The following is a 16,795-nucleotide window of genomic DNA, read 5'->3' on the forward strand; positions in this document are numbered from 1 at the left end:
AAAGCCAATGGGGCTGCGACGCGCGCGGCCGAGCGGGGAGCTGAAATGTCCGAGATCGGCTTGGCCGACAGTCCGGTCGACGAAGGGCGTTCCTTGCCGATCGCCGTGAAGCCGATGCGGAATGCGCTGGTCGACGGCCCCATCCTGCGCACCTTGCTGTCGCTGGCATGGCCCAACATCATCGCGAATACGGCGGGCACCTGCGTCGTCATCGCCGAGACGTCCTATATCGGCCGGCTCGGCATCGAGGCGCTCGCGGCCATGGCGCTGGTGTTTCCGCTGGTAATCCTCACCATGACGATGTCCGGTGGCGCCATGGGCGGCGGCGTGGCCTCCGCGATCGCGCGAGCACTCGGCGCCGGCGATACTGAGCGCGCTTCAACGCTGGCCTCGCATGCGCTGCTGATCGCCCTGCTGTTCGGCGCAGCCTTCATGATCGGCATGCTGGTGTTCGGTCCCGCTCTGCTGGAGCTGCTCGGCGGCCGCGGCGCGGTGCTGAGCCACGCCGTCGCATACCTGCAGATATTTTTCGGCGGCGCCGTGCTGCCGTGGCTGATGAACTCCATGGCCGGCATCCTGCGCGGCACCGGCAACATGAAGCTGCCGTCGTTCATGATCCTCAGCTCGGCGCTGTTGCAGATCGTTCTGGGTGGCACGCTGAGCCTGGGTCTTGGCCTCGGCATGCGCGGCGTCGCGGCGGGCGCGCTGCTCGCCTTCAGCGTCAGCATCTCGGTCATGAGCTGGTATCTGTTCTCGGGGCGAGCTCGCGTCAGGCCGAAGCTCCGTGGTCTCAAGATCAGCCGTGCGATGTTCGCCGACATTCTCAAGGTCGGTGCGATCGCCTGCTTCTCGCCGCTGCAGTCGGTGCTGTCGATCGCGATCTTCACCCATATGCTCGCGGGCTTCGGCACGGCCGTGCTCGCCGGCTACGGAATCGGCGCTCGCCTCGAATTCATGATGACGACCGTCGGGTTCTCGATCGGCATGGCCTCGGTGCCGATGGTGGGCATGGCAATCGGTGCTGAGCAGATCGCGCGCGCCCGCCGCGTTGCCTGGACCGCGGGTCTCGTCTCCTTCACCACCATGGGTGTGTTGTCGACCGGCATCGCGATCTCCCCGCAGGTTTGGGTCGACATCTTCACTCAGGATGAGAGCGCGCGCAGCGCCGGCCGGCATTATCTTCAAATCGCGGCGCCGATGTATGCCTTCATCGGCTTGGCGATCTCGATGTATTTCTCCTCGCAAGGCGCGGCGCGCGTGATCGGGCCGGTGCTGGCACAGACAGCGCGGCTCGTCTTCATCGCCGCCGGCGGCAGCTATCTGCTGCAGCATGCCGCCACCGAGGGCGAGTTTTTCCTGCTGGCAGCGGCATCCATGGTCCTCCTCGGCGGCCTGACTCTCGCCAGCGTCATGCTCACCCGCTGGGGTTCGAAGCCTGCCACGATCGAGCTGCGCCCGGCCGCGTTGGCGCCCGCCCGCAACTCTGGCTCTCAGCCGCCGCCGCGCCTCGGCTGAGCTGCTACACGCGCTGCCTGCCCAAGGTGTCCTGCATCGCACGCGCGCCGAGCTCCATCTGCTGCTCGATATAGGGCGCGATCTCGTGCGGCAGCACGTCCGTCGTCCAGATCATTCGGCAGCGTTCCTCGCCTTCCGGGAAGATCTGAAACGACGCGCTGTGCTGGGTGATGCGCTGATTCTTGATGGCATAGACCAGGCGCCGGCGCTCATCGTTGCAGTCGACCAATTGCTCGCGCACCACGCTCCCATTGGCGAAGCTGACGATGCGGACGTCGCCGTCGAGTCGGGTATCGGTCACGAAACCGGGGGCCAGCCGGATATGAACGGCGCCGAAATCGCGTACGGCGTCCCACACGGCAGCCGCCGGGGCTGCGATCGGGATCTCCTTTTGAATCGATGCCATGACGATCACCTCAAGGGCACACGGCTTCGATGTTGTTGCCGTCGGGATCGATCAGGAATGCGGCGTAGTAGGTCGGACTATAGTCCGTGCGCGGCCCGGCACCGCCGTTGTCGCGGCCGCCGGCTTTCAGTCCCTCGCTGTGGAATCTGGCAACGGCAGCGTGATCGGAAGCGCGAAACGCGACATGTGCTGCAGCGTTGGCCGCGGCCTTGTCGAGATAGAGCCAGAGCATCGGCTCGCCCTTGGGGCCGATCCCTGCGGAGACTTCGTCCTTCGAACAGAGGATGTGTCCGAGCGGCGCCAGTGCGGCAGTATAGAAGCGGATGCTGGCGTCGAGATTGCCAACCTTGAGGCCGATATGATCGTACATCGATGATCTCCATGCTGGGCATGCAGCTGTTGCACGCGCTGAGATCATCTCATCAGTGGCGGCCGATCCGCTCTTGGAGAATCTTGCGCTCGCCGCGCGAAGCCTTGCGGAATTTCGATGGCGACACGCCGGCGGCGCGCGTGAAGGTGCGGGTGAAGTTCGACAGGTCCGCGAAACCCGTATCATAGGCGATGTCCGTAACCGGCGCGTCCTCCTCGCTGAGGCGCCGGGCGGCGCGCCGCAAACGTGCCCGGATCAGATATTGATGCGGTGTCACGCCGATCGTCGCCGCAAACAGTCGCAAGAAGTGGAACGGGCTGACACCGGCCTCACGGGCCGCATCCGCCAGGTCGATGTCGCGCTCCGAATTCTCGTCGATCCACAACGCGCTCTCGACCGCGCGCCGGCGATCCCGCAGGCTCGGTTGTGGCGGCCGCTCCTCTCGTCCGGTGACGGTGGCTACGAAGCGGCCGGCGATGAGATGACCGATCTCGTCAAGTCCATGCGTGCGCTCGCGGTCGGCCCCGGCCAAGGCGAGCTCGCCGAGCACCATCAGCTCCGGGAGCGGCGGCGTGGCGCCGGTCTGCCAGGTCCGCTTGTCGCCGCCGATCTCGTCAATGATGGCTTCATCGAAAAAGAACGACAGGCACTCGTCGCCGCAGACGTGGTCATGCGTGCACATGTACTCGTCGCCGGGATGTCCGACCAGCAGTGAGCCGGTGACCAGCTCGAAGAAGCGGCCGCGGTGATGGCAGCCGAAGCTGCCCTTGCGCACGTAGGACAGCGAGTAGCCGGTATATTGCTCGGCGTAGGAACGCTCACCCGGAGCCGCCGCACAGCGGAATTCAGATACGGTGACGTCTCGACTTTCGAACAGGATGGTCGCGGTCATCCTGGCAATCTAGGGCATCGCGCGTGAAAGACGAGGGTTGGGTGTGAGAAATTTCGAGGACTTGACGCTCATGAGGCGCGGGCCCGGTCGACGGTGAGCAGAGCGTCGAACAAGGTCAGGCCTGCAAGCGGCCGTGCGCCTTCGAGCGACAGCAGCCGCCGCTTGGAGATGACCCCGCTGTTGGGTGACGGCTTGTCGTGGCTGCTGCCGAGGTCGCGCACGCGGTGGCACGGCACGATCAGGACGAACGCATTCTTCGTCAGGGCCTGCGCAATCGAGTTCAGCGCTCCGGCGACGTGAAGCTCGATTGCGAGCTCGTCAGCGCTGCGCGTCTCGCCGCGCGGAATGGCGCGGATGCGTTCGTAGACGCGCTGGTTGAACGGCAGTACGCCGCTGAGATCGAGCGCTACGTCCGAGAAGTCGACATCCCGGCCGCGCAGCATGGCGGAAATGCCCTCAATGGCGAGTTCAGTGTTCGAACACGGGCGCTGCTCCCGTGCTTCCGGAAACTGGCGGAACAACCGCCGCCGGGTCTCGATTTCCCGTGCTTCCGGCAGCTGCACACCGGTGATCCCGGCATCGCTCCACGTGATGCCGCAACGGCCGAGGGCCGTATCAAAGATCGTATACCCACGCCCCATGACGCCACCCCAACCCCACACCACAACCATAGCACTGCCGCGGTCGACCGCATCAATTTTGTTAACAGTTTGTTAACAGCGCGGCACGACCGGGGCGGGTTTGCCCTGATTTGGGTCATGGTTGTCAAGCGCCGTCTCGATCTGCGCGGCGCCATGCGGTGCAGCACGCGAGACGGGTCCGACGGCAGGCTCCGCGACGATCCGCAGAGTGACAAGCCGCTTGGCGAAACGCTGCGGCTCGGTTAAGCATTGACCCATGCGGGCGTAGTTCAATGGTAGAACGGCAGCTTCCCAAGCTGCATACGAGGGTTCGATTCCCTTCGCCCGCTCCAGCCTCATAGCGATCACCCCTAACGATCACAAGAGATCGCCATCTCGACGAGATGGGTGCGTGCGCTTGCGAGCAACGCGACGACCCTCGTCGCGTTGCGGGACGAAGCCAGAAGCCGTGGCGTTGACAGCATTTGTTATCGATAACATAGTCTTGCCCGGCGGGTTCAACGTAGCAGGCGGAGAAAGCGGAGTGGCGGTCGACTTGTTCGATCTGGCGGGGCGTCGCGCTCTCGTGACCGGATCTTCGCAAGGCATTGGTCTTGCGCTTGCGCGGGGTCTTGCTCAAGCCGGCGCCGAAATCGTGCTCAACGGCCGCGACGAGGCCAAGCTCGCCGCTGCTGCTCGCGACATTCCAAGCGCGCGCATTCTCGCTTTCGACGTGACCGATCACGCCGCCGTGCGTGCGGCGGTCGATCGCTTCGAAGCCGAGGTCGGCCCGATCGACATTCTCGTCAACAATGCCGGCATGCAGCATCGGGCGCCGCTGGAGGATTTCCCCGAGGAGGCGTTCCAGCGCCTGCTGCAGACCAACATCGCCTCGGTGTTCAACGTCGGCCAAGCCTGTGCGCGCCACATGATCGGACGGCACGGCGGCAAAATCATCAACATCGCCTCGGTGCAGACGTCGCTCGCGCGTCCGTCGATCGCACCGTACACGGCGACCAAGGGCGCGGTCGGAAACCTCACGAAGGGAATGGCGACGGACTGGGCCAAGCACGGCCTGCAGGTCAACGCCATCGCGCCCGGCTATTTCGATACGCCGCTCAACGCTGCACTGGTTGCTGATCCGGCCTTCTCGGCCTGGCTCGAGAAGCGCACGCCAGCGGGGCGCTGGGGCAAGGTCGAGGAACTCGTCGGCGCCTGCATCTTCCTGGCCTCGCCGGCATCGTCCTTCGTCAATGGCCACGTGCTCTATGTCGATGGCGGCATCACCGCCTCGCTCTGAGGCCGGCCGTCGCGCCATCCAGCGCAGCGCTTGCCGCGTGTCGACGCGAGTCGTGTCGTCGCGTCGATCGGCACTGACGCGATGGCCGGCGCGATTGGTGCCCGGCCCGCTCAGGCCGCAACAGGCCTTGTCGCGTTCGATCTCGATGCGGCCAAGGTCGCGTCGCTCGTTGCGCTCGGCGCGATGTCGGCGGCAGATGCTGCCGCCGCCGTCGTGCTGGGCTCGATTGATCGTCCGCTTTCGGTCGGCACGCCCAAGGCTGCGACCGGTCAGTTGACGTGCATGGTCGGCGCGCCGGAGCGGTCGTGTGGTCTCAGTCGATTCCATGGGCGTTGACGAAGATCGCGTAGAGTGAGGTTTGCGCGGTGATGTAGAGCCGGTTGCGCTTCGGCCCGCCGAAGGTGACGTTGGAGACGATCTCGGGCACCGGGATGCGCCCGATCAAGGTGCCATCGGGCGCGTAGATGGCAATGGCATCGCCGGTCGAGGTCCAGATGTTTCCGCTGCGGTCGATGCGGAAGCCGTCAAACAAGCCGGCGGGCGAGGTGGCGAACACACGGCCTTCGCCGACGGTCCTTCCGCTCGCGGCGACCGCGTAGACGCGGATGACCGCGGGCCAATCCGGCACGTGGGTCGCGCCGGTGTCGGCGACGTAGAGCAGGCGCTCGTCGGCAGAGAACGCAAGGCCGTTCGGCTTCACCATGTCGGTGACGACCGCTGCGACTGCGCCGGTGGCCGGATCGAAGCGATAGACGTGGCTCGCGCCGATCTCGCTCGGCGCCGCGTGGCCCTCATAGGCGCTGTCGATGCCGTAGGTCGGGTCGGAGAACCAGATCGTGCCGTCCGACTTCACCACGGCGTCGTTCGGCGAGTTGAAGCGCTTGCCCTCGAAACGATCGACCAAGCCGACCCATGTGCCGTCGTGCTCCAGTCGCGAAATGCGTCGGCCGCCATGCTCGCAGGCGATGACGCGGCCGAGCGCGTCGCGCGTATGGCCATTGTGATAGCCGCAAGGCGTCTCGAATACCGAGACCGAGCCGTCGGTCTCGTCGAATCGCATCAGGCGGTCGTTGGGGATGTCAGACCACAGCAGCGATTTCGCCGCGGGAACATAGACCGGGCCCTCGGCCCAGCGGCAGCCGGTCCACAGCTTCTCCAGCTTGGCGTGGCCGATGATCAGGGCGCTGAAGCGCGGGTCGCGAATGTCGTAGGTGGTCATGGCGCAAGGTCTCCGGCGGCGATGATGCGGTCAGTCGGTCGGCAGCGGAAAATCGTCGGCCCTGAAGACGGTGTGGAAGATCGAGCCCTCGAACATCTCCATCAGCCCTTCCGTCACCTCGCGGCTCTCCGCGCGCACCGGCGACGCCAGCGCCTGCTCGATCGCCGCGTGCGAAGGATAGCGGATCGCCAGCACCATCTCATAGCGCTGGGCATCGCTATCGCTATCCTCCTGGCGCAGCACGCGGACCTCCTGGGCGCCGGGAAAGCGCGTCCATAGCGGCACCAGCTTCTCGCGGACATAGGCAGTGAACTCGGCTTCGCGTCCGGGCTTCACGCGGCCATTGAAGAAAGCGCAACGGATGTACATCGGCATTCGCTCCTCAGTGTCAGAAAGGGCTCGGTGGCCGGCCGTTCGCGGGCCGGCGAGGGAGTGAGAGCAGGGCGATCACTTTCGCCTCGTTCGGGGCTTCATGGTTCGAGACACGCCGCCAGCGGCGCTCCTCACCGGGAGGGTTTGATGTTGGTGCTCCTCTCATCGATCTTGTTGTCGATAGCATCGAGTCTTCCTAGGACGAGCCGTCAAGCGATGCGGCGTCATGTGCTTTCGCGCTCGATCACCTCGAACGGGACGATCAGGGTCGCCGGCGCCGGCGGGTGCGCGTGCTGCACGGCGTCGAGTGCGTCCAGCAGAATGCGACCGGCCTCGCGCCCGATATTGCGGCAATCCACGGCGACGGTGGTGATGCGTGGCCAGGCGCAGCGCGACACCTCGAAATCGCCGAAGCCGGCGATCGCGATCCGGCCGGGCACGGCCCAGCTGCGGCGGTGGCACTCCATGATCGCGCCGAAGGCGGAGAGATCGGAGACGCAGACGGCGGCGTCGACATCGGGCCATTGCTGGATCAGGTGCACGAGCGCCTGGCCGCCTTGCTCCATCGAGATCGGCGGATTGCCGAACGAGATGGTGCGGCCGACCGGCAGGCCGAGCTCCTCGACTGCCCTGGTGTAGCCGAGCCGGCGGTCGGCGCCGCGGGTGTCGCGCCGGCTGGCGCCACCAATGAAGCCGATGTTGCGATAGCCCTTCTGATACAGCCGGTGGACCAGGGCACGCGAGGCCTCGGCGTTGGAGAAGCCGACGACGTGATCGATCGGATCGGCCGGCAGATCCCAGGTCTCCACGACGGGGATGCCGGCGGATCGCAGCATCCGCCGCGCCTTCGGTGTATGCCGCCCGTCTGTGACGATGATCCCGTCGGGACGGCGGGTCAGCATCGCCTGGACGAGTTGCTCCTCCTTCTCGATGTCGTAGTCGGTGTAACCGAGCAGCATCTGCAGTCCCCGGCCTTCGATGACCTCGGTGATGCCGCGGGCGGTGTCGGAGAAGTTGGAGTTGTTGATCGAAGGCACCAGGACGGCGACGAAGCCGGTACGTTTCGAGGACAGCGCTCCAGCCGAAAGATCGAGCACGTAGCCGAGCTCGTCGACGGCCGAAAGGATCTTGCGCCGCGTCTCCTCGGAGACGGCGCCGTCGCTCTTCAGGGCGCGGGAGACGGTCATCGCCGACACGCCGGCCCGCGCCGCCACCTCCGCCATGGTCGCGGGCCGCTTCGGCAGCGCTCGGGCAGTCGGCCGTGTCGACTTCATCTCATGCGGTCTTCTCTTGGCTGCGCGTCGCCGGGGCGGGCGGCCCGGAGCTGGCGGATGCAGAAGGATACCCTGCTTATGATATCGATAACAATCAGGTGAATTCGCTGCCGACGAAGGGGGCGATCCCTCGTCACATTCCGCGGTCGTCTTTGCGACGAAGGGACCCAACGCCACCGGCTTCGCCGCGACGACGGCGGAGAATGCAGCAACGGCTCCCGAACGTCATGACGAGCGAGAAGCACCTGAAAGAACGTCCGTGTGGGCATGCGTCATCGCCCTCTCGCGGCGCAGCTGCGTCCGAGTCGTGCCGGTCGTCCCGCCCTGCAAGAGAGAGGGCGCGGGGAATGCCGGGCGCTGGCCGCACCCATGGCCCGCCTGCGGAAAAAAATGCAGGCGGCAGGAACCACAGGTTCAGCCGAGAACACCCGGCATTCCCCGCGCGATGGTTTTCACGCTTATGTCGCGATCTCCCCGGTGTCCGGCTTTTTAGCCACCGTCGCCGTCCGGATCATCATCACCAGACGACTTGGCGCCAGCTTCGGGGCGCCAGGACCACGCGTCTTCACGTCCGCAAGTCTGCCGTTCGTCGGCGAGCACGAGGCCCGCTGCAGCACACTCGCAGCCACCGCATCGCCGGCCCCACGTCTCGTGACGATCGCGAAGCGCCCCTCTCGCGGGCCGGGATGCGGAGAGATATACATGATTTCCGAAAAAAGGAAAGATATTTCTTTTTCACGGAAGGATGGGCCGGGGCCAGTCAGAGTCCGTCATAATAAGTACCTGGTGATGTGCAGGGTCCCACCCCTCGCAATGACAATGTTGACCGAGGCGTCTCCCCGACTTCCACCGTCGTCCCGGCGAACGCCGGGACCCATAAACGCCACCGTCGGCTTTGCGAAGGACGACGATCCAGACCTTCTCCGCCAACGCACATCACGCAGTATGGGTCCCGGCGTTCGCCGGGAAGACAGCGGTATGTGCGGCCACATTCTGCCGCCACGCATTTCCGCCCGATGTCCCTATTGCTTCATCGTCGAGGCAGCCGGCCGCTTCGCGTAGATCGCCTCGATCTCCCTGGCGAACGTCCGCTCGATCGCCGGGCGCTTGTTCTTCAGGGTCGGCGTGATCAGGCCGGCCTGGATGGTCCATGGCTCCAAGGTCCAATGCACCGCCTTCGGCGTGGCGTAGGCCGGATAGGCCTTCACGCTGCGCGCGATGTGGCGCAGCAGGGAGGCGGCTTCGGCCTCGGGGCCGCGCTGACCGTGAGCGGCGAGCCGCGCCTGCTGCTCGGCCCAGCCCTTGGGGTTGAGGACGACGATCGCCGTGAGGAACGGGCGGCTCTCCCCGATCACGATCGCCTGCTCGAACAGCGGGTCGGTGAGGATCGCGGTCTCCAGGTCGGCGGGGGCGATCTTCTCGCCGGTCGACGTCACCAGGATGTCCTTGATCCGCCCGGTGATGGTGATGCGTCCCTGGTCGATCCGGGCCTGGTCGCCGGTGTGCAGCCAGCCGTCGGCCTCCTTGATGCGCGCAGTCTCCTCCGGCCGGTGCCAGTAGCCGAGCATCACGTGGGGGCCGCGCACCATCAGCTCGTCATTGTCGCCGATGCGGACCTCGACGCCGGGGAGGGCGCGGCCGACGGTGCGCGGATCGTTGTCGTCGGGCGTGTTGACGCTGACCACCGGCGAGGTCTCGGTCATGCCGTAGCCCTGCAGCACGTCGAGCCCGAGCGCCAGGAACAGCCGCACCACCGGCTCGGCGATCGGCGCACCGCCGCTCACCGCGACGCGCAGCCGCCCCCCGAACCGGGCCAGCACCTTCTCGGCGACGAGGCGACGCAGCAGCGGCCATGCGGTGCGCTCGAACATCGGCTGCGTGGCGTGCCCATGCCGTGCATCGAAGCGGCGGCCGCCGATCGCGAGCGTCAGATCGAGCAGCGCGCGCTCCAACGGGTTGGCGATCCCGCGGTGATGCATGACGAGCGAATAGATCCGCTCATAGATGCGCGGCACCGAGACCAGGATGGTCGGGCGGACCTCCAGCAGATCCTCCGACAGCTGCCTCACCGAGCGCGCATAGGCGACGCAGGCACCGATCGCGATCGCGTAGTAATAGCCCGCAGTTCGCTCGAACGTGTGCGACAGCGGCAGGAACGACAGGAACACGTCGTCGATGTCGGCCGCGAGCCGCTGATGGATCGCCTTGACGTTTGCGACGACATTGTCGTGCGACAGCATCACGCCCTTCGGCCGGCCGGTGGTGCCCGAGGTGTAGACGATCGCGGCGAGGTCGTGCGACGCGATGGCGATCTCGTCGAGAGCCGCGCCGGCTCCGGACGCATTCAGCCAGGCATCCAGCGCGGCGACGCGCGGATCGGCGGCGTCGGGAGGCGCCTGCAGCTCGGCGCACACGATCCGCTTCAGGTCGGGCAGGGCCTGACCGACGGCGGCGATCTCATTCCAATGCTGGTCGGAATCGACCAGCAGCAGCCGCGCGCCGGAATCGGCGAGGATGTAGGCGATGCTGTCGGCGTTGTCGACCGCATGCATCGGCACCGGGACCAGCCCGCGCGCCAGCGCCGCCTGATCCATCGCGAGATGCGCCAGCCCGTTCGGCATCAGGATCGCGACGCGCTCGCCTTGCTTCAATCCTTCGGCGGCGAGCGCCCGCTGCCAGCGATCGACGACGCGATCGATCTGGTGCCATGACAGGCTGCTCCAGCCGTTGCCGGCCGGATCGAAGTGACGATAGGCCTCGGCGTCGGGGCTCCGGTCGACGCGCCAGCGCCACAGCGCGGGCAGGGTCGCAATGGCGGCCAGCGGTCCGGCCGCCATTGCCTGATCATCGATGGAATTAGACTGCTGCACGCCCGCCTCCGGCGATCCGGTATCGTCGCGAGCGTCTTGCAGCGGCGGATCAGGACCGACGTTGACGTAGCGCAATCACGCGACGTCTGCTCGTGCGCCGCGACATGGGAGCCCCTCGCGTGCGGCGGTGGCGATGTCCGTCACGCGCCCTCCGGCACCTTGTCGAGAAAGCCGGTGACGCGGCGAATGCGGCCGTCGGCGAGCTCGACGAAGTCCGTGCCCTCGATCGGGCCGTCTGCATCCGCCGGACCGAGCGTCCAGGCGAAGCGGACGTAGTTGCCGTGGCCGTTGGCGCTGCCGCGCAGGCGGAAGCGGAAGTCGGGGAAGCGCTGCTGCACGCCGTTCACGAGTGCGTCGATGCCGTCGTAGCCGCTGCCGCACATCAGCGGGTCGACATAGCTGGCATCGTCGGTCCATTGCCGCGCGAGCAGCGTGCGGCGCTGCGTGGCGTCGCGCTCGTTCCACAGCGCAATGTAGCCGTCGGCGATCGCGGCGATCTCGGTCATCGGTGCTCTCCATGTTGTGAACGATGAGGCGGCGAAGATCGCGCCGATCATGCATCGAATCGATTACGTCCGACGTCATCTCATTTGGCATGACCAAACTGTAAGTTGCCGCCTCTCCGCGCCGGGCCTACCCAGCGCGCAGAGACGGTGCGGGGGATTTGCGTCGCATGTTGTCCGACACTTGGAAGTTGATCGCGGTCGCGATCTGTCTCGTCCTGTTCACGGCCGATACCGTGCTCAAGCCGCAGGACAAGCCCAACCGCATGGTGTTCTTCGAGCTGCATCGGGGCGACAGCCCGACGATGATCGGCATGATGCGCGACGACCTGCTCAAGCTCCCGGGCCGCGGCGCAAGCCGCATCCGCAACGCGCTGGCGCGCGGCGAGGCGTTAACGGTCTGGCAATATGAGTTGAGAAAGACTGAAGACGGCAGCTATCAGGAGGTGCCGGCGCGGCAGATCGAGCTCGGGTCCGCCGACGCGCCGCTCGTCACCTTCGGCGCCACCGTGCGCCTTCCCGACGATTAGTTCGGCTCCGCTGCTCACATGGCGCCGCTGCCGGCGCATTCCTCAGCGAAGCCGGGCGATCGAGTCGGCCGCGATGCCGCTTCCGTCTGGAGCGGATCCGGGAGGATGCGACCCGATATCGAGGCTGCATCGGCGCCGCCGAGGTTCCGCGGGCCGGGAACCTGAGCGGTATCGAAGGCCGGCGCAGGAAATCCGTTCCTCCCAGTCTTGGCGCCCTCCACAACGCCGCCTTCGCGCACCCGGAGTTTCACGGGGTTTTGCGCTGCCGTGACGTTGAAGCCGCGCCGCCAGACGAATCATGCCGGGCTCCTGCCCAGCTCGTGGCGCAACTGCCATGGTCGGGCCCGGGTGAGGCGATATTTTCGCGGTAGCAACCGGGTGGTGCAGCGGCCTTGCAACACTTGCCCTGAATTTGGTTCGGGCCGCCGCGCCGTCCTGGACAAAAACACGATCTCGCAACACGCTGCGTTTGCGATTTGGATTTGGCTTTCGCGTTCCGGTTCTGGGGAGGGCTCGTGATTGCAAGGTCCGCCGCAGTTCCAAGCATCACAATCAACGCATCACACGAAGCGTATCAAAGTCGGTCAGATCGGTTTCGCCGGGTTGAACTGGGGCTCGACATGAAATTCTGGACGGGGTTGCTCGCAGTTGTTCTGTTGCTGTCGGGGGTCGGCGCGAGCCAGGCCGTGGTCCGGATTGCCGACGACCGCGGCGGCCGGATCGGCACCTATGTCGACAAGTACCAGGGCCTGCGATCCTCAGGCGAGTATGTGATCATCGACGGCCTGTGCGCGTCGGCCTGCACCATCGTGCTGGGCGCCGTTCCGCACGACAAGATCTGCGTCACCTCGCATGCCAATCTCGGTTTCCACGCCGCCTGGGATTTCGGCGCCAACGGCCGCGCCGTCACCAATCCCGAGGCGACCCAGATGCTGTACTCGATGTATCCGTCGCCGATCCGCCGCTGGATCTCGCAGCGCGGCGGGCTGACGCCGCGGATGATCTTCCTGAAGGGCAAGGAGCTGCAGGCGATGTACAAGCCCTGCTACATGGATGCCCAGGCGTCCTCGCCGTCCTCGCCGCAGGTCGCGCCCAATGCTCCGGCGATCTCGCCGGCGGCCGCCAAGGCCTCCGCCTCGCACTGACCGGGGCATTCCTCCGCACCCTGTGACCGCGGCGGGCGCCCTCCGTGCTTGCCTCGCCCGCCAGCGCGGCCTATTTCAGAGGCCGAGAGGCGGGCAGACGCATGTGCCATTTCGGGCCAGTGACCCGCCGGATGAGCACGCCATCATGCAGCCCCTTTCAGCGCCGCAAGAGATATCGCCCGGTTCTGCCGGTCGCCGCGCGGCCTCTGCGCCGGTGATGGCGGCCGCGGCCCTGGGCGTCGGGCTGGTCGCCGGCGCCGGGATTCTCTGGGCGCAGTACGGCACTGCCGTGTTCTTCGAGATGATCGCCGCCGGCTTCAGCGCCTGCTTCTGAGACCGAAATTGAGGAGCCCGGCATGCCGTCCAATGCCACCCGTCCGCTGGTGATCATCGGAGCCTTCGCTGCCAGCCTGGTGGTCGGGCTGACGCTGATGTTCGTCGTCCTGGGCGGCGGCGCCCGCAACATCGCCGCACCGGCCGCGATCGGCGGGCCGTTCCAGCTCACCGACCAGACCGGCGCGGTCGTCACCGAAAAGAGCCTGCAGGGGCGGCCGACCCTGATCTTCTTCGGCTTCACCCATTGCCCGGACGTCTGTCCGACCTCGCTGTTCGAGATCTCCGAGGTGCTGCGCGCCATGGGCAAGGACGCCGACAGCGTCAACGCCTATTTCATCTCGGTCGATCCCGAGCGCGACAACCCCGCGGCCATGAAGGACTACCTTTCGAGCTTCGATCCGCACCTGAAGGGCCTGACCGGCGATCCCGAGGTGCTGGCCAAGGTCCTCACCGAGTACCGGGTCTATGCCAAGAAGGTCCCGCTGAAGGACGGTGATTACACCATGGACCACACCGCCTTGATCTATCTGATGGACCGCAACGGCCGCTTCGTCGCGCCGTTCAACCTGAAGCGCACGCCCGAGGAGGCGGCGGCGGACCTGAAGAAGTACCTCTGAGCGCGTTAACGCTCTCGCGCCCGGCGCACGGCACCGAGCCGATTCGCGTCTCGAATTTGCGCCGGGATGGTCTATAAGGCGCGCTGACCATCGGGACCGCTGATGCCGACCGTCGTTTCAAGCCCCTGGAAGCCCAACCGCCCGGCCCGCGCCATCACCGCCGCCGTGCTGCTCTGTCTCGGCCTGGCCGGGGCCGGACCGGATGCGCGCGCCCAGGCGCCGGTGAGGCCGGCGGTCGAAGCGGCGCCGCAGGCGGTGCCCGGCTTCTGGGATCCGCGGCGCCGACCCGAGCGGCCCGATCTGTCGCGCCTCACGGTGATCCGCTTCCTGACCGAGACCGATTATCCGCCGTTCAATTTCACCGGACCCGACGGCAATCCGGCCGGCTTCAACGTCGATCTCGCCAGGGCGATCTGCGACGAGATCAAGGTCACCTGCACCGTCCAGATGCGCCGCTTCGAGACCCTGATCGACGCGCTGTCCTCGAACCGGGGCGACGCCATCATTGCCTCGATGGCGGTGACGCCGCAGATGCGCGCGCGGCTGGATTTCTCCGATCCCTATTACCGGGCGCCGGCGCGCTTCGTGTCGCGCCGCGACGCGGTCATGACCGAGATCCGGCCCGAATTCCTCGAGGGCAAGAAGATCGGCGCGGTCGCCGGTACCGCGCATGAGGCCTATCTCAAGGCGATGTTCACCGACGCCGAGATCAAGGCCTATCCGAACGAGGACGCGTTGCGGCAGGCGCTGCGCCGGGCCGAGGTCGACCTGATCTTCGGCGACGGCATCTCGCTGGCGTTCTGGGTCAACGGCACTGATTCGGCCGATTGCTGCGCCTTTTCCGGTGGACCTTTCGTCGAAAGCCGCTATTTCGGCGAGGGCGTCGGGATCGGGGTGCGCAAGGGCAACGACCTGCTGCGCCAGGCCCTGAACTGGGCGCTGTTCCGGGTCTGGGAAAAGGGCCGCTACACCGACCTGTGGCTGCGCTATTTCTCGATCAGCCCGTTCTAGCGCTGGCCGTCGTTCCGGGGCGCGTCGAAGACGCGAACCCGGAACCTCGAGATTCCGGGTTCGATGCTTCGCATCGCCCCGGAATGACGGGTAACATGACCGCTGTTTTGCACGCCTTCGGAGAAGTCTTTTTCAAGATGTCCACGATCGATCTCGCCCTTCCCAGCCCGAGCGACCTGCGCGCGCTCGCCGAAAATTCCAACGCCTGGCCGTTCGAGCAGGCGAAAGCGATCGTCAACCGGCTGAAGAAGACCCCGAAGGACGAGGTGCTGTTCGAGACCGGCTATGGCCCGTCCGGCCTGCCGCATATCGGCACCTTCGGCGAGGTCGCGCGCACCACCATGGTGCGCCACGCCTTTCGCGTGCTGACCGAGGACAGGATCAAGACGCGGCTCATCGCCTTCTCCGACGACATGGACGGCCTGCGCAAGGTGCCGGACAACGTGCCGAACAAGGAGATGCTGGCGACGCATCTGGGTAAGCCGCTGTCGCGCATCCCCGATCCGTTCTCCAACGAGTATCCCTCGTTCGCCGCGCACAACAATGCGCGGCTGCGCGCCTTCCTGGACAAGTTCGGCTTCGAGTACGAGTTCGCCTCCTCGACCGACTACTACACCTCCGGCAAGTTCGATGCGGCGCTGCTGCGCATGCTGGAGCGGCTCGAGAAGGTGATGGCGATCATGCTGCCGTCGCTGCGCGAGGAGCGCGCCGCGAGCTATTCGCCGTTCCTGCCGATCTGCCCGCGCACCGGCCTCGTGCTGTACGTGCCGATCGTGGAGCACGACGCCAAGGCCGGCACCATCTCCTATGACGATCCCGAGACCCGCGAGCGCATGACCGTTCCGGTCACCGGCGGCCACTGCAAGCTGCAATGGAAACCGGACTGGGCGATGCGCTGGCACGCGCTCGGCGTCGACTATGAAATGGCCGGCAAGGACCTGATCGACTCGGTGAAGCTGTCGGGGAAGATCTGCGCGGCGCTCGGCGGCACGCCGCCGGAGGGCTTCAACTACGAGCTGTTCCTGGACGAGAAGGGCCAGAAGATCTCGAAGTCCAAGGGCAACGGCCTGACCATCGACGAGTGGCTGCGCTATGCTTCGCCGGAATCGCTGTCGCTCTTCATGTATCGCGAGCCCAAGGCGGCGAAGCGGCTGTATTTCGACGTCATCCCGCGCAACGTCGACGACTATCAGCAGTTCCTCGAGGGCTTCCCGAAGCAGGATGCCAAGCAGCAGCTCGGCAATCCGGTTTGGCACATCCATTCCGGGAGGCCGCCGAAGGCCGACATGCCGGTGACCTTCCAGCTGCTGCTGACCCTGGTGTCGTCGTCGAACGCCGAGAATGCCGAGACGCTATGGGGCTTCATCGGCCGCTACCGTCCGGGCGTGACGCCGCAGACGCATCCCAAGCTCGACGCGATGGTCGGCTACGCCATCAACTACTATCGCGACTTCGTCGCGCCGACCAAGACGTTCCGCGAGCCGACCGAGATCGAGCGCGTGGCGCTGCAGGATCTGCGCGATGCGCTGTCCAACCTGCCGCAGGAGGCCGCGGCCGAGGACATCCAGAACGTGGTCTACGAGATCGGCCGCCGCGAGCCGTTCCTCGACCACGCCAAGAAGGGCAAGGACGGCCGGCCGGGCGTGTCGCTCGACTGGTTCAACATGCTCTACCAGGTGCTGCTCGGCCAGGAGAAGGGCCCGCGCTTCGGCTCCTTCGTCGCCGTCTACGGCATCAACAACGCCGTCAGCATGATCGACGGGGCGCTGGCGCGGAGCGCGTGAGGCCCACGCTCTTCACTCCGCAAAGGGTGTC

General features: G+C 66.2%; 18 protein-coding genes and 1 tRNA gene. 10 read left to right on the forward strand and 9 right to left on the reverse strand.

What is annotated here, in order from left to right; translation table 11 throughout:
* Positions 1–45 precede the first annotated feature (45 nt).
* Positions 46–1,515: an MATE family efflux transporter gene (locus QX108_RS23065; protein ID WP_315783045.1), complete on the forward strand. Its 1,470-nt coding sequence runs from the start codon at positions 46–48 to the stop codon at positions 1,513–1,515.
* Positions 1,516–1,519: 4 nt separating this feature from the next.
* Here QX108_RS23065 and QX108_RS23070 read toward each other — a convergent pair whose 3' ends face one another.
* From QX108_RS23070 to QX108_RS23085, 4 genes are all read right to left on the reverse strand, one after another.
* Entirely contained in the window at positions 1,520–1,921 is a 402-nt protein-coding gene (locus QX108_RS23070) for an SRPBCC family protein (RefSeq protein WP_315722470.1), read from the reverse strand.
* A gap of 10 nt (positions 1,922–1,931) precedes the next feature.
* On the reverse strand, positions 1,932–2,291 hold the full coding sequence (locus QX108_RS23075) for a VOC family protein (protein WP_315783047.1): 360 nt from the start codon (positions 2,289–2,291) through the stop codon (positions 1,932–1,934).
* A 52-nt stretch (positions 2,292–2,343) separates the two neighbouring features.
* Positions 2,344–3,183, reverse strand: a complete 840-nt coding sequence (locus tag QX108_RS23080; RefSeq protein ID WP_315783049.1) for an AraC family transcriptional regulator — start codon at positions 3,181–3,183, stop codon at positions 2,344–2,346.
* 68 nt (positions 3,184–3,251) lie between these two features.
* Positions 3,252–3,824 carry a methylated-DNA--[protein]-cysteine S-methyltransferase gene (locus tag QX108_RS23085; RefSeq protein WP_315783546.1) on the reverse strand — a complete coding sequence of 191 codons (573 nt, stop codon included), beginning with the start codon at positions 3,822–3,824 and terminating at the stop codon, positions 3,252–3,254.
* Between the two features lie 258 nt (positions 3,825–4,082).
* On the opposite strand from QX108_RS23085, the gene QX108_RS23090 reads away from it, so the two are divergent.
* From QX108_RS23090 to QX108_RS23100, 3 genes are all read left to right on the forward strand, one after another.
* Positions 4,083–4,156 (forward strand) — tRNA-Gly (locus tag QX108_RS23090).
* A gap of 191 nt (positions 4,157–4,347) precedes the next feature.
* Complete coding sequence (locus QX108_RS23095; protein ID WP_315722464.1) at positions 4,348–5,103, forward strand: SDR family oxidoreductase; 756 nt, start codon at positions 4,348–4,350, stop codon at positions 5,101–5,103.
* Between the two features lie 30 nt (positions 5,104–5,133).
* On the forward strand, positions 5,134–5,439 hold the full coding sequence (locus QX108_RS23100) for a hypothetical protein (RefSeq protein ID WP_315799605.1): 306 nt from the start codon (positions 5,134–5,136) through the stop codon (positions 5,437–5,439).
* Here QX108_RS23100 and QX108_RS23105 read toward each other — a convergent pair.
* From QX108_RS23105 to QX108_RS23125, 5 genes are all read right to left on the reverse strand, one after another.
* Positions 5,417–6,322, reverse strand: coding sequence for an SMP-30/gluconolactonase/LRE family protein (locus QX108_RS23105; RefSeq protein WP_315783053.1), 906 nt, complete (start codon positions 6,320–6,322; stop codon positions 5,417–5,419). The genes QX108_RS23100 and QX108_RS23105 overlap by 23 nt on opposite strands.
* A 30-nt stretch (positions 6,323–6,352) precedes the next feature.
* Positions 6,353–6,691 carry a hypothetical protein gene (locus QX108_RS23110; RefSeq protein WP_315783054.1) on the reverse strand — a complete coding sequence of 113 codons (339 nt, stop codon included), beginning with the start codon at positions 6,689–6,691 and terminating at the stop codon, positions 6,353–6,355.
* A gap of 227 nt (positions 6,692–6,918) precedes the next feature.
* Positions 6,919–7,917 (reverse strand): LacI family DNA-binding transcriptional regulator, encoded by a 999-nt coding sequence (locus QX108_RS23115; RefSeq protein WP_315783548.1) that lies wholly within the window; start codon positions 7,915–7,917, stop codon positions 6,919–6,921.
* A 1,073-nt stretch (positions 7,918–8,990) separates the two neighbouring features.
* On the reverse strand, positions 8,991–10,805 hold the full coding sequence (locus tag QX108_RS23120; protein ID WP_315783056.1) for an AMP-dependent synthetase/ligase: 1,815 nt from the start codon (positions 10,803–10,805) through the stop codon (positions 8,991–8,993).
* Positions 10,806–10,978: 173 nt separating this feature from the next.
* Positions 10,979–11,344: a nuclear transport factor 2 family protein gene (locus QX108_RS23125; protein ID WP_315722459.1), complete on the reverse strand. Its 366-nt coding sequence runs from the start codon at positions 11,342–11,344 to the stop codon at positions 10,979–10,981.
* A gap of 167 nt (positions 11,345–11,511) precedes the next feature.
* Here QX108_RS23125 and QX108_RS23130 point away from each other — a divergent pair, with 167 nt between their 5' ends.
* The 6 genes from QX108_RS23130 (at position 11,512) to QX108_RS23155 (ending at position 16,764) form a co-directional block, all read left to right on the forward strand.
* Complete coding sequence (locus QX108_RS23130; RefSeq protein WP_172110284.1) at positions 11,512–11,871, forward strand: hypothetical protein; 360 nt, start codon at positions 11,512–11,514, stop codon at positions 11,869–11,871.
* 620 nt (positions 11,872–12,491) lie between these two features.
* Positions 12,492–13,016 carry a hypothetical protein gene (locus tag QX108_RS23135; RefSeq protein WP_172110282.1) on the forward strand — a complete coding sequence of 175 codons (525 nt, stop codon included), beginning with the start codon at positions 12,492–12,494 and terminating at the stop codon, positions 13,014–13,016.
* A 145-nt stretch (positions 13,017–13,161) separates the two neighbouring features.
* Entirely contained in the window at positions 13,162–13,350 is a 189-nt protein-coding gene (locus QX108_RS23140; protein ID WP_315722458.1) for a hypothetical protein, read from the forward strand.
* A gap of 22 nt (positions 13,351–13,372) precedes the next feature.
* Complete coding sequence (locus tag QX108_RS23145) at positions 13,373–13,969, forward strand: SCO family protein (RefSeq protein WP_315722457.1); 597 nt, start codon at positions 13,373–13,375, stop codon at positions 13,967–13,969.
* 102 nt (positions 13,970–14,071) lie between these two features.
* Positions 14,072–14,980 (forward strand): transporter substrate-binding domain-containing protein, encoded by a 909-nt coding sequence (locus tag QX108_RS23150; RefSeq protein WP_315722456.1) that lies wholly within the window; start codon positions 14,072–14,074, stop codon positions 14,978–14,980.
* Between the two features lie 137 nt (positions 14,981–15,117).
* Positions 15,118–16,764: a lysine--tRNA ligase gene (locus tag QX108_RS23155; RefSeq protein ID WP_315783550.1), complete on the forward strand. Its 1,647-nt coding sequence runs from the start codon at positions 15,118–15,120 to the stop codon at positions 16,762–16,764.
* Positions 16,765–16,795 lie beyond the last annotated feature (31 nt).

It is taken from the genome of Bradyrhizobium sp. SZCCHNR1002 (genome assembly GCF_032381435.1).
Taxonomy (GTDB): domain Bacteria; phylum Pseudomonadota; class Alphaproteobacteria; order Rhizobiales; family Xanthobacteraceae; genus Bradyrhizobium; species Bradyrhizobium aeschynomenes.

Coding starts and splice junctions, on each gene's coding strand:
- QX108_RS23065 (WP_315783045.1), top strand. CDS start 46: ATGTCCGAGATCGGCTTGGCCGACAGTCCGGTCGACGAAGGGCGTTCC.
- QX108_RS23070 (WP_315722470.1), bottom strand. CDS start 1,921: ATGGCATCGATTCAAAAGGAGATCCCGATCGCAGCCCCGGCGGCTGCC.
- QX108_RS23075 (WP_315783047.1), bottom strand. CDS start 2,291: ATGTACGATCATATCGGCCTCAAGGTTGGCAATCTCGACGCCAGCATC.
- QX108_RS23080 (WP_315783049.1), bottom strand. CDS start 3,183: ATGACCGCGACCATCCTGTTCGAAAGTCGAGACGTCACCGTATCTGAA.
- QX108_RS23085 (WP_315783546.1), bottom strand. CDS start 3,824: ATGGGGCGTGGGTATACGATCTTTGATACGGCCCTCGGCCGTTGCGGC.
- QX108_RS23105 (WP_315783053.1), bottom strand. CDS start 6,322: ATGACCACCTACGACATTCGCGACCCGCGCTTCAGCGCCCTGATCATC.
- QX108_RS23110 (WP_315783054.1), bottom strand. CDS start 6,691: ATGTACATCCGTTGCGCTTTCTTCAATGGCCGCGTGAAGCCCGGACGC.
- QX108_RS23115 (WP_315783548.1), bottom strand. CDS start 7,917: ATGGCGGAGGTGGCGGCGCGGGCCGGCGTGTCGGCGATGACCGTCTCC.
- QX108_RS23120 (WP_315783056.1), bottom strand. CDS start 10,805: ATGGCGGCCGGACCGCTGGCCGCCATTGCGACCCTGCCCGCGCTGTGG.
- QX108_RS23125 (WP_315722459.1), bottom strand. CDS start 11,344: ATGACCGAGATCGCCGCGATCGCCGACGGCTACATTGCGCTGTGGAAC.
- QX108_RS23130 (WP_172110284.1), top strand. CDS start 11,512: ATGTTGTCCGACACTTGGAAGTTGATCGCGGTCGCGATCTGTCTCGTC.
- QX108_RS23135 (WP_172110282.1), top strand. CDS start 12,492: ATGAAATTCTGGACGGGGTTGCTCGCAGTTGTTCTGTTGCTGTCGGGG.
- QX108_RS23140 (WP_315722458.1), top strand. CDS start 13,162: ATGCAGCCCCTTTCAGCGCCGCAAGAGATATCGCCCGGTTCTGCCGGT.
- QX108_RS23145 (WP_315722457.1), top strand. CDS start 13,373: ATGCCGTCCAATGCCACCCGTCCGCTGGTGATCATCGGAGCCTTCGCT.
- QX108_RS23150 (WP_315722456.1), top strand. CDS start 14,072: ATGCCGACCGTCGTTTCAAGCCCCTGGAAGCCCAACCGCCCGGCCCGC.
- QX108_RS23155 (WP_315783550.1), top strand. CDS start 15,118: ATGTCCACGATCGATCTCGCCCTTCCCAGCCCGAGCGACCTGCGCGCG.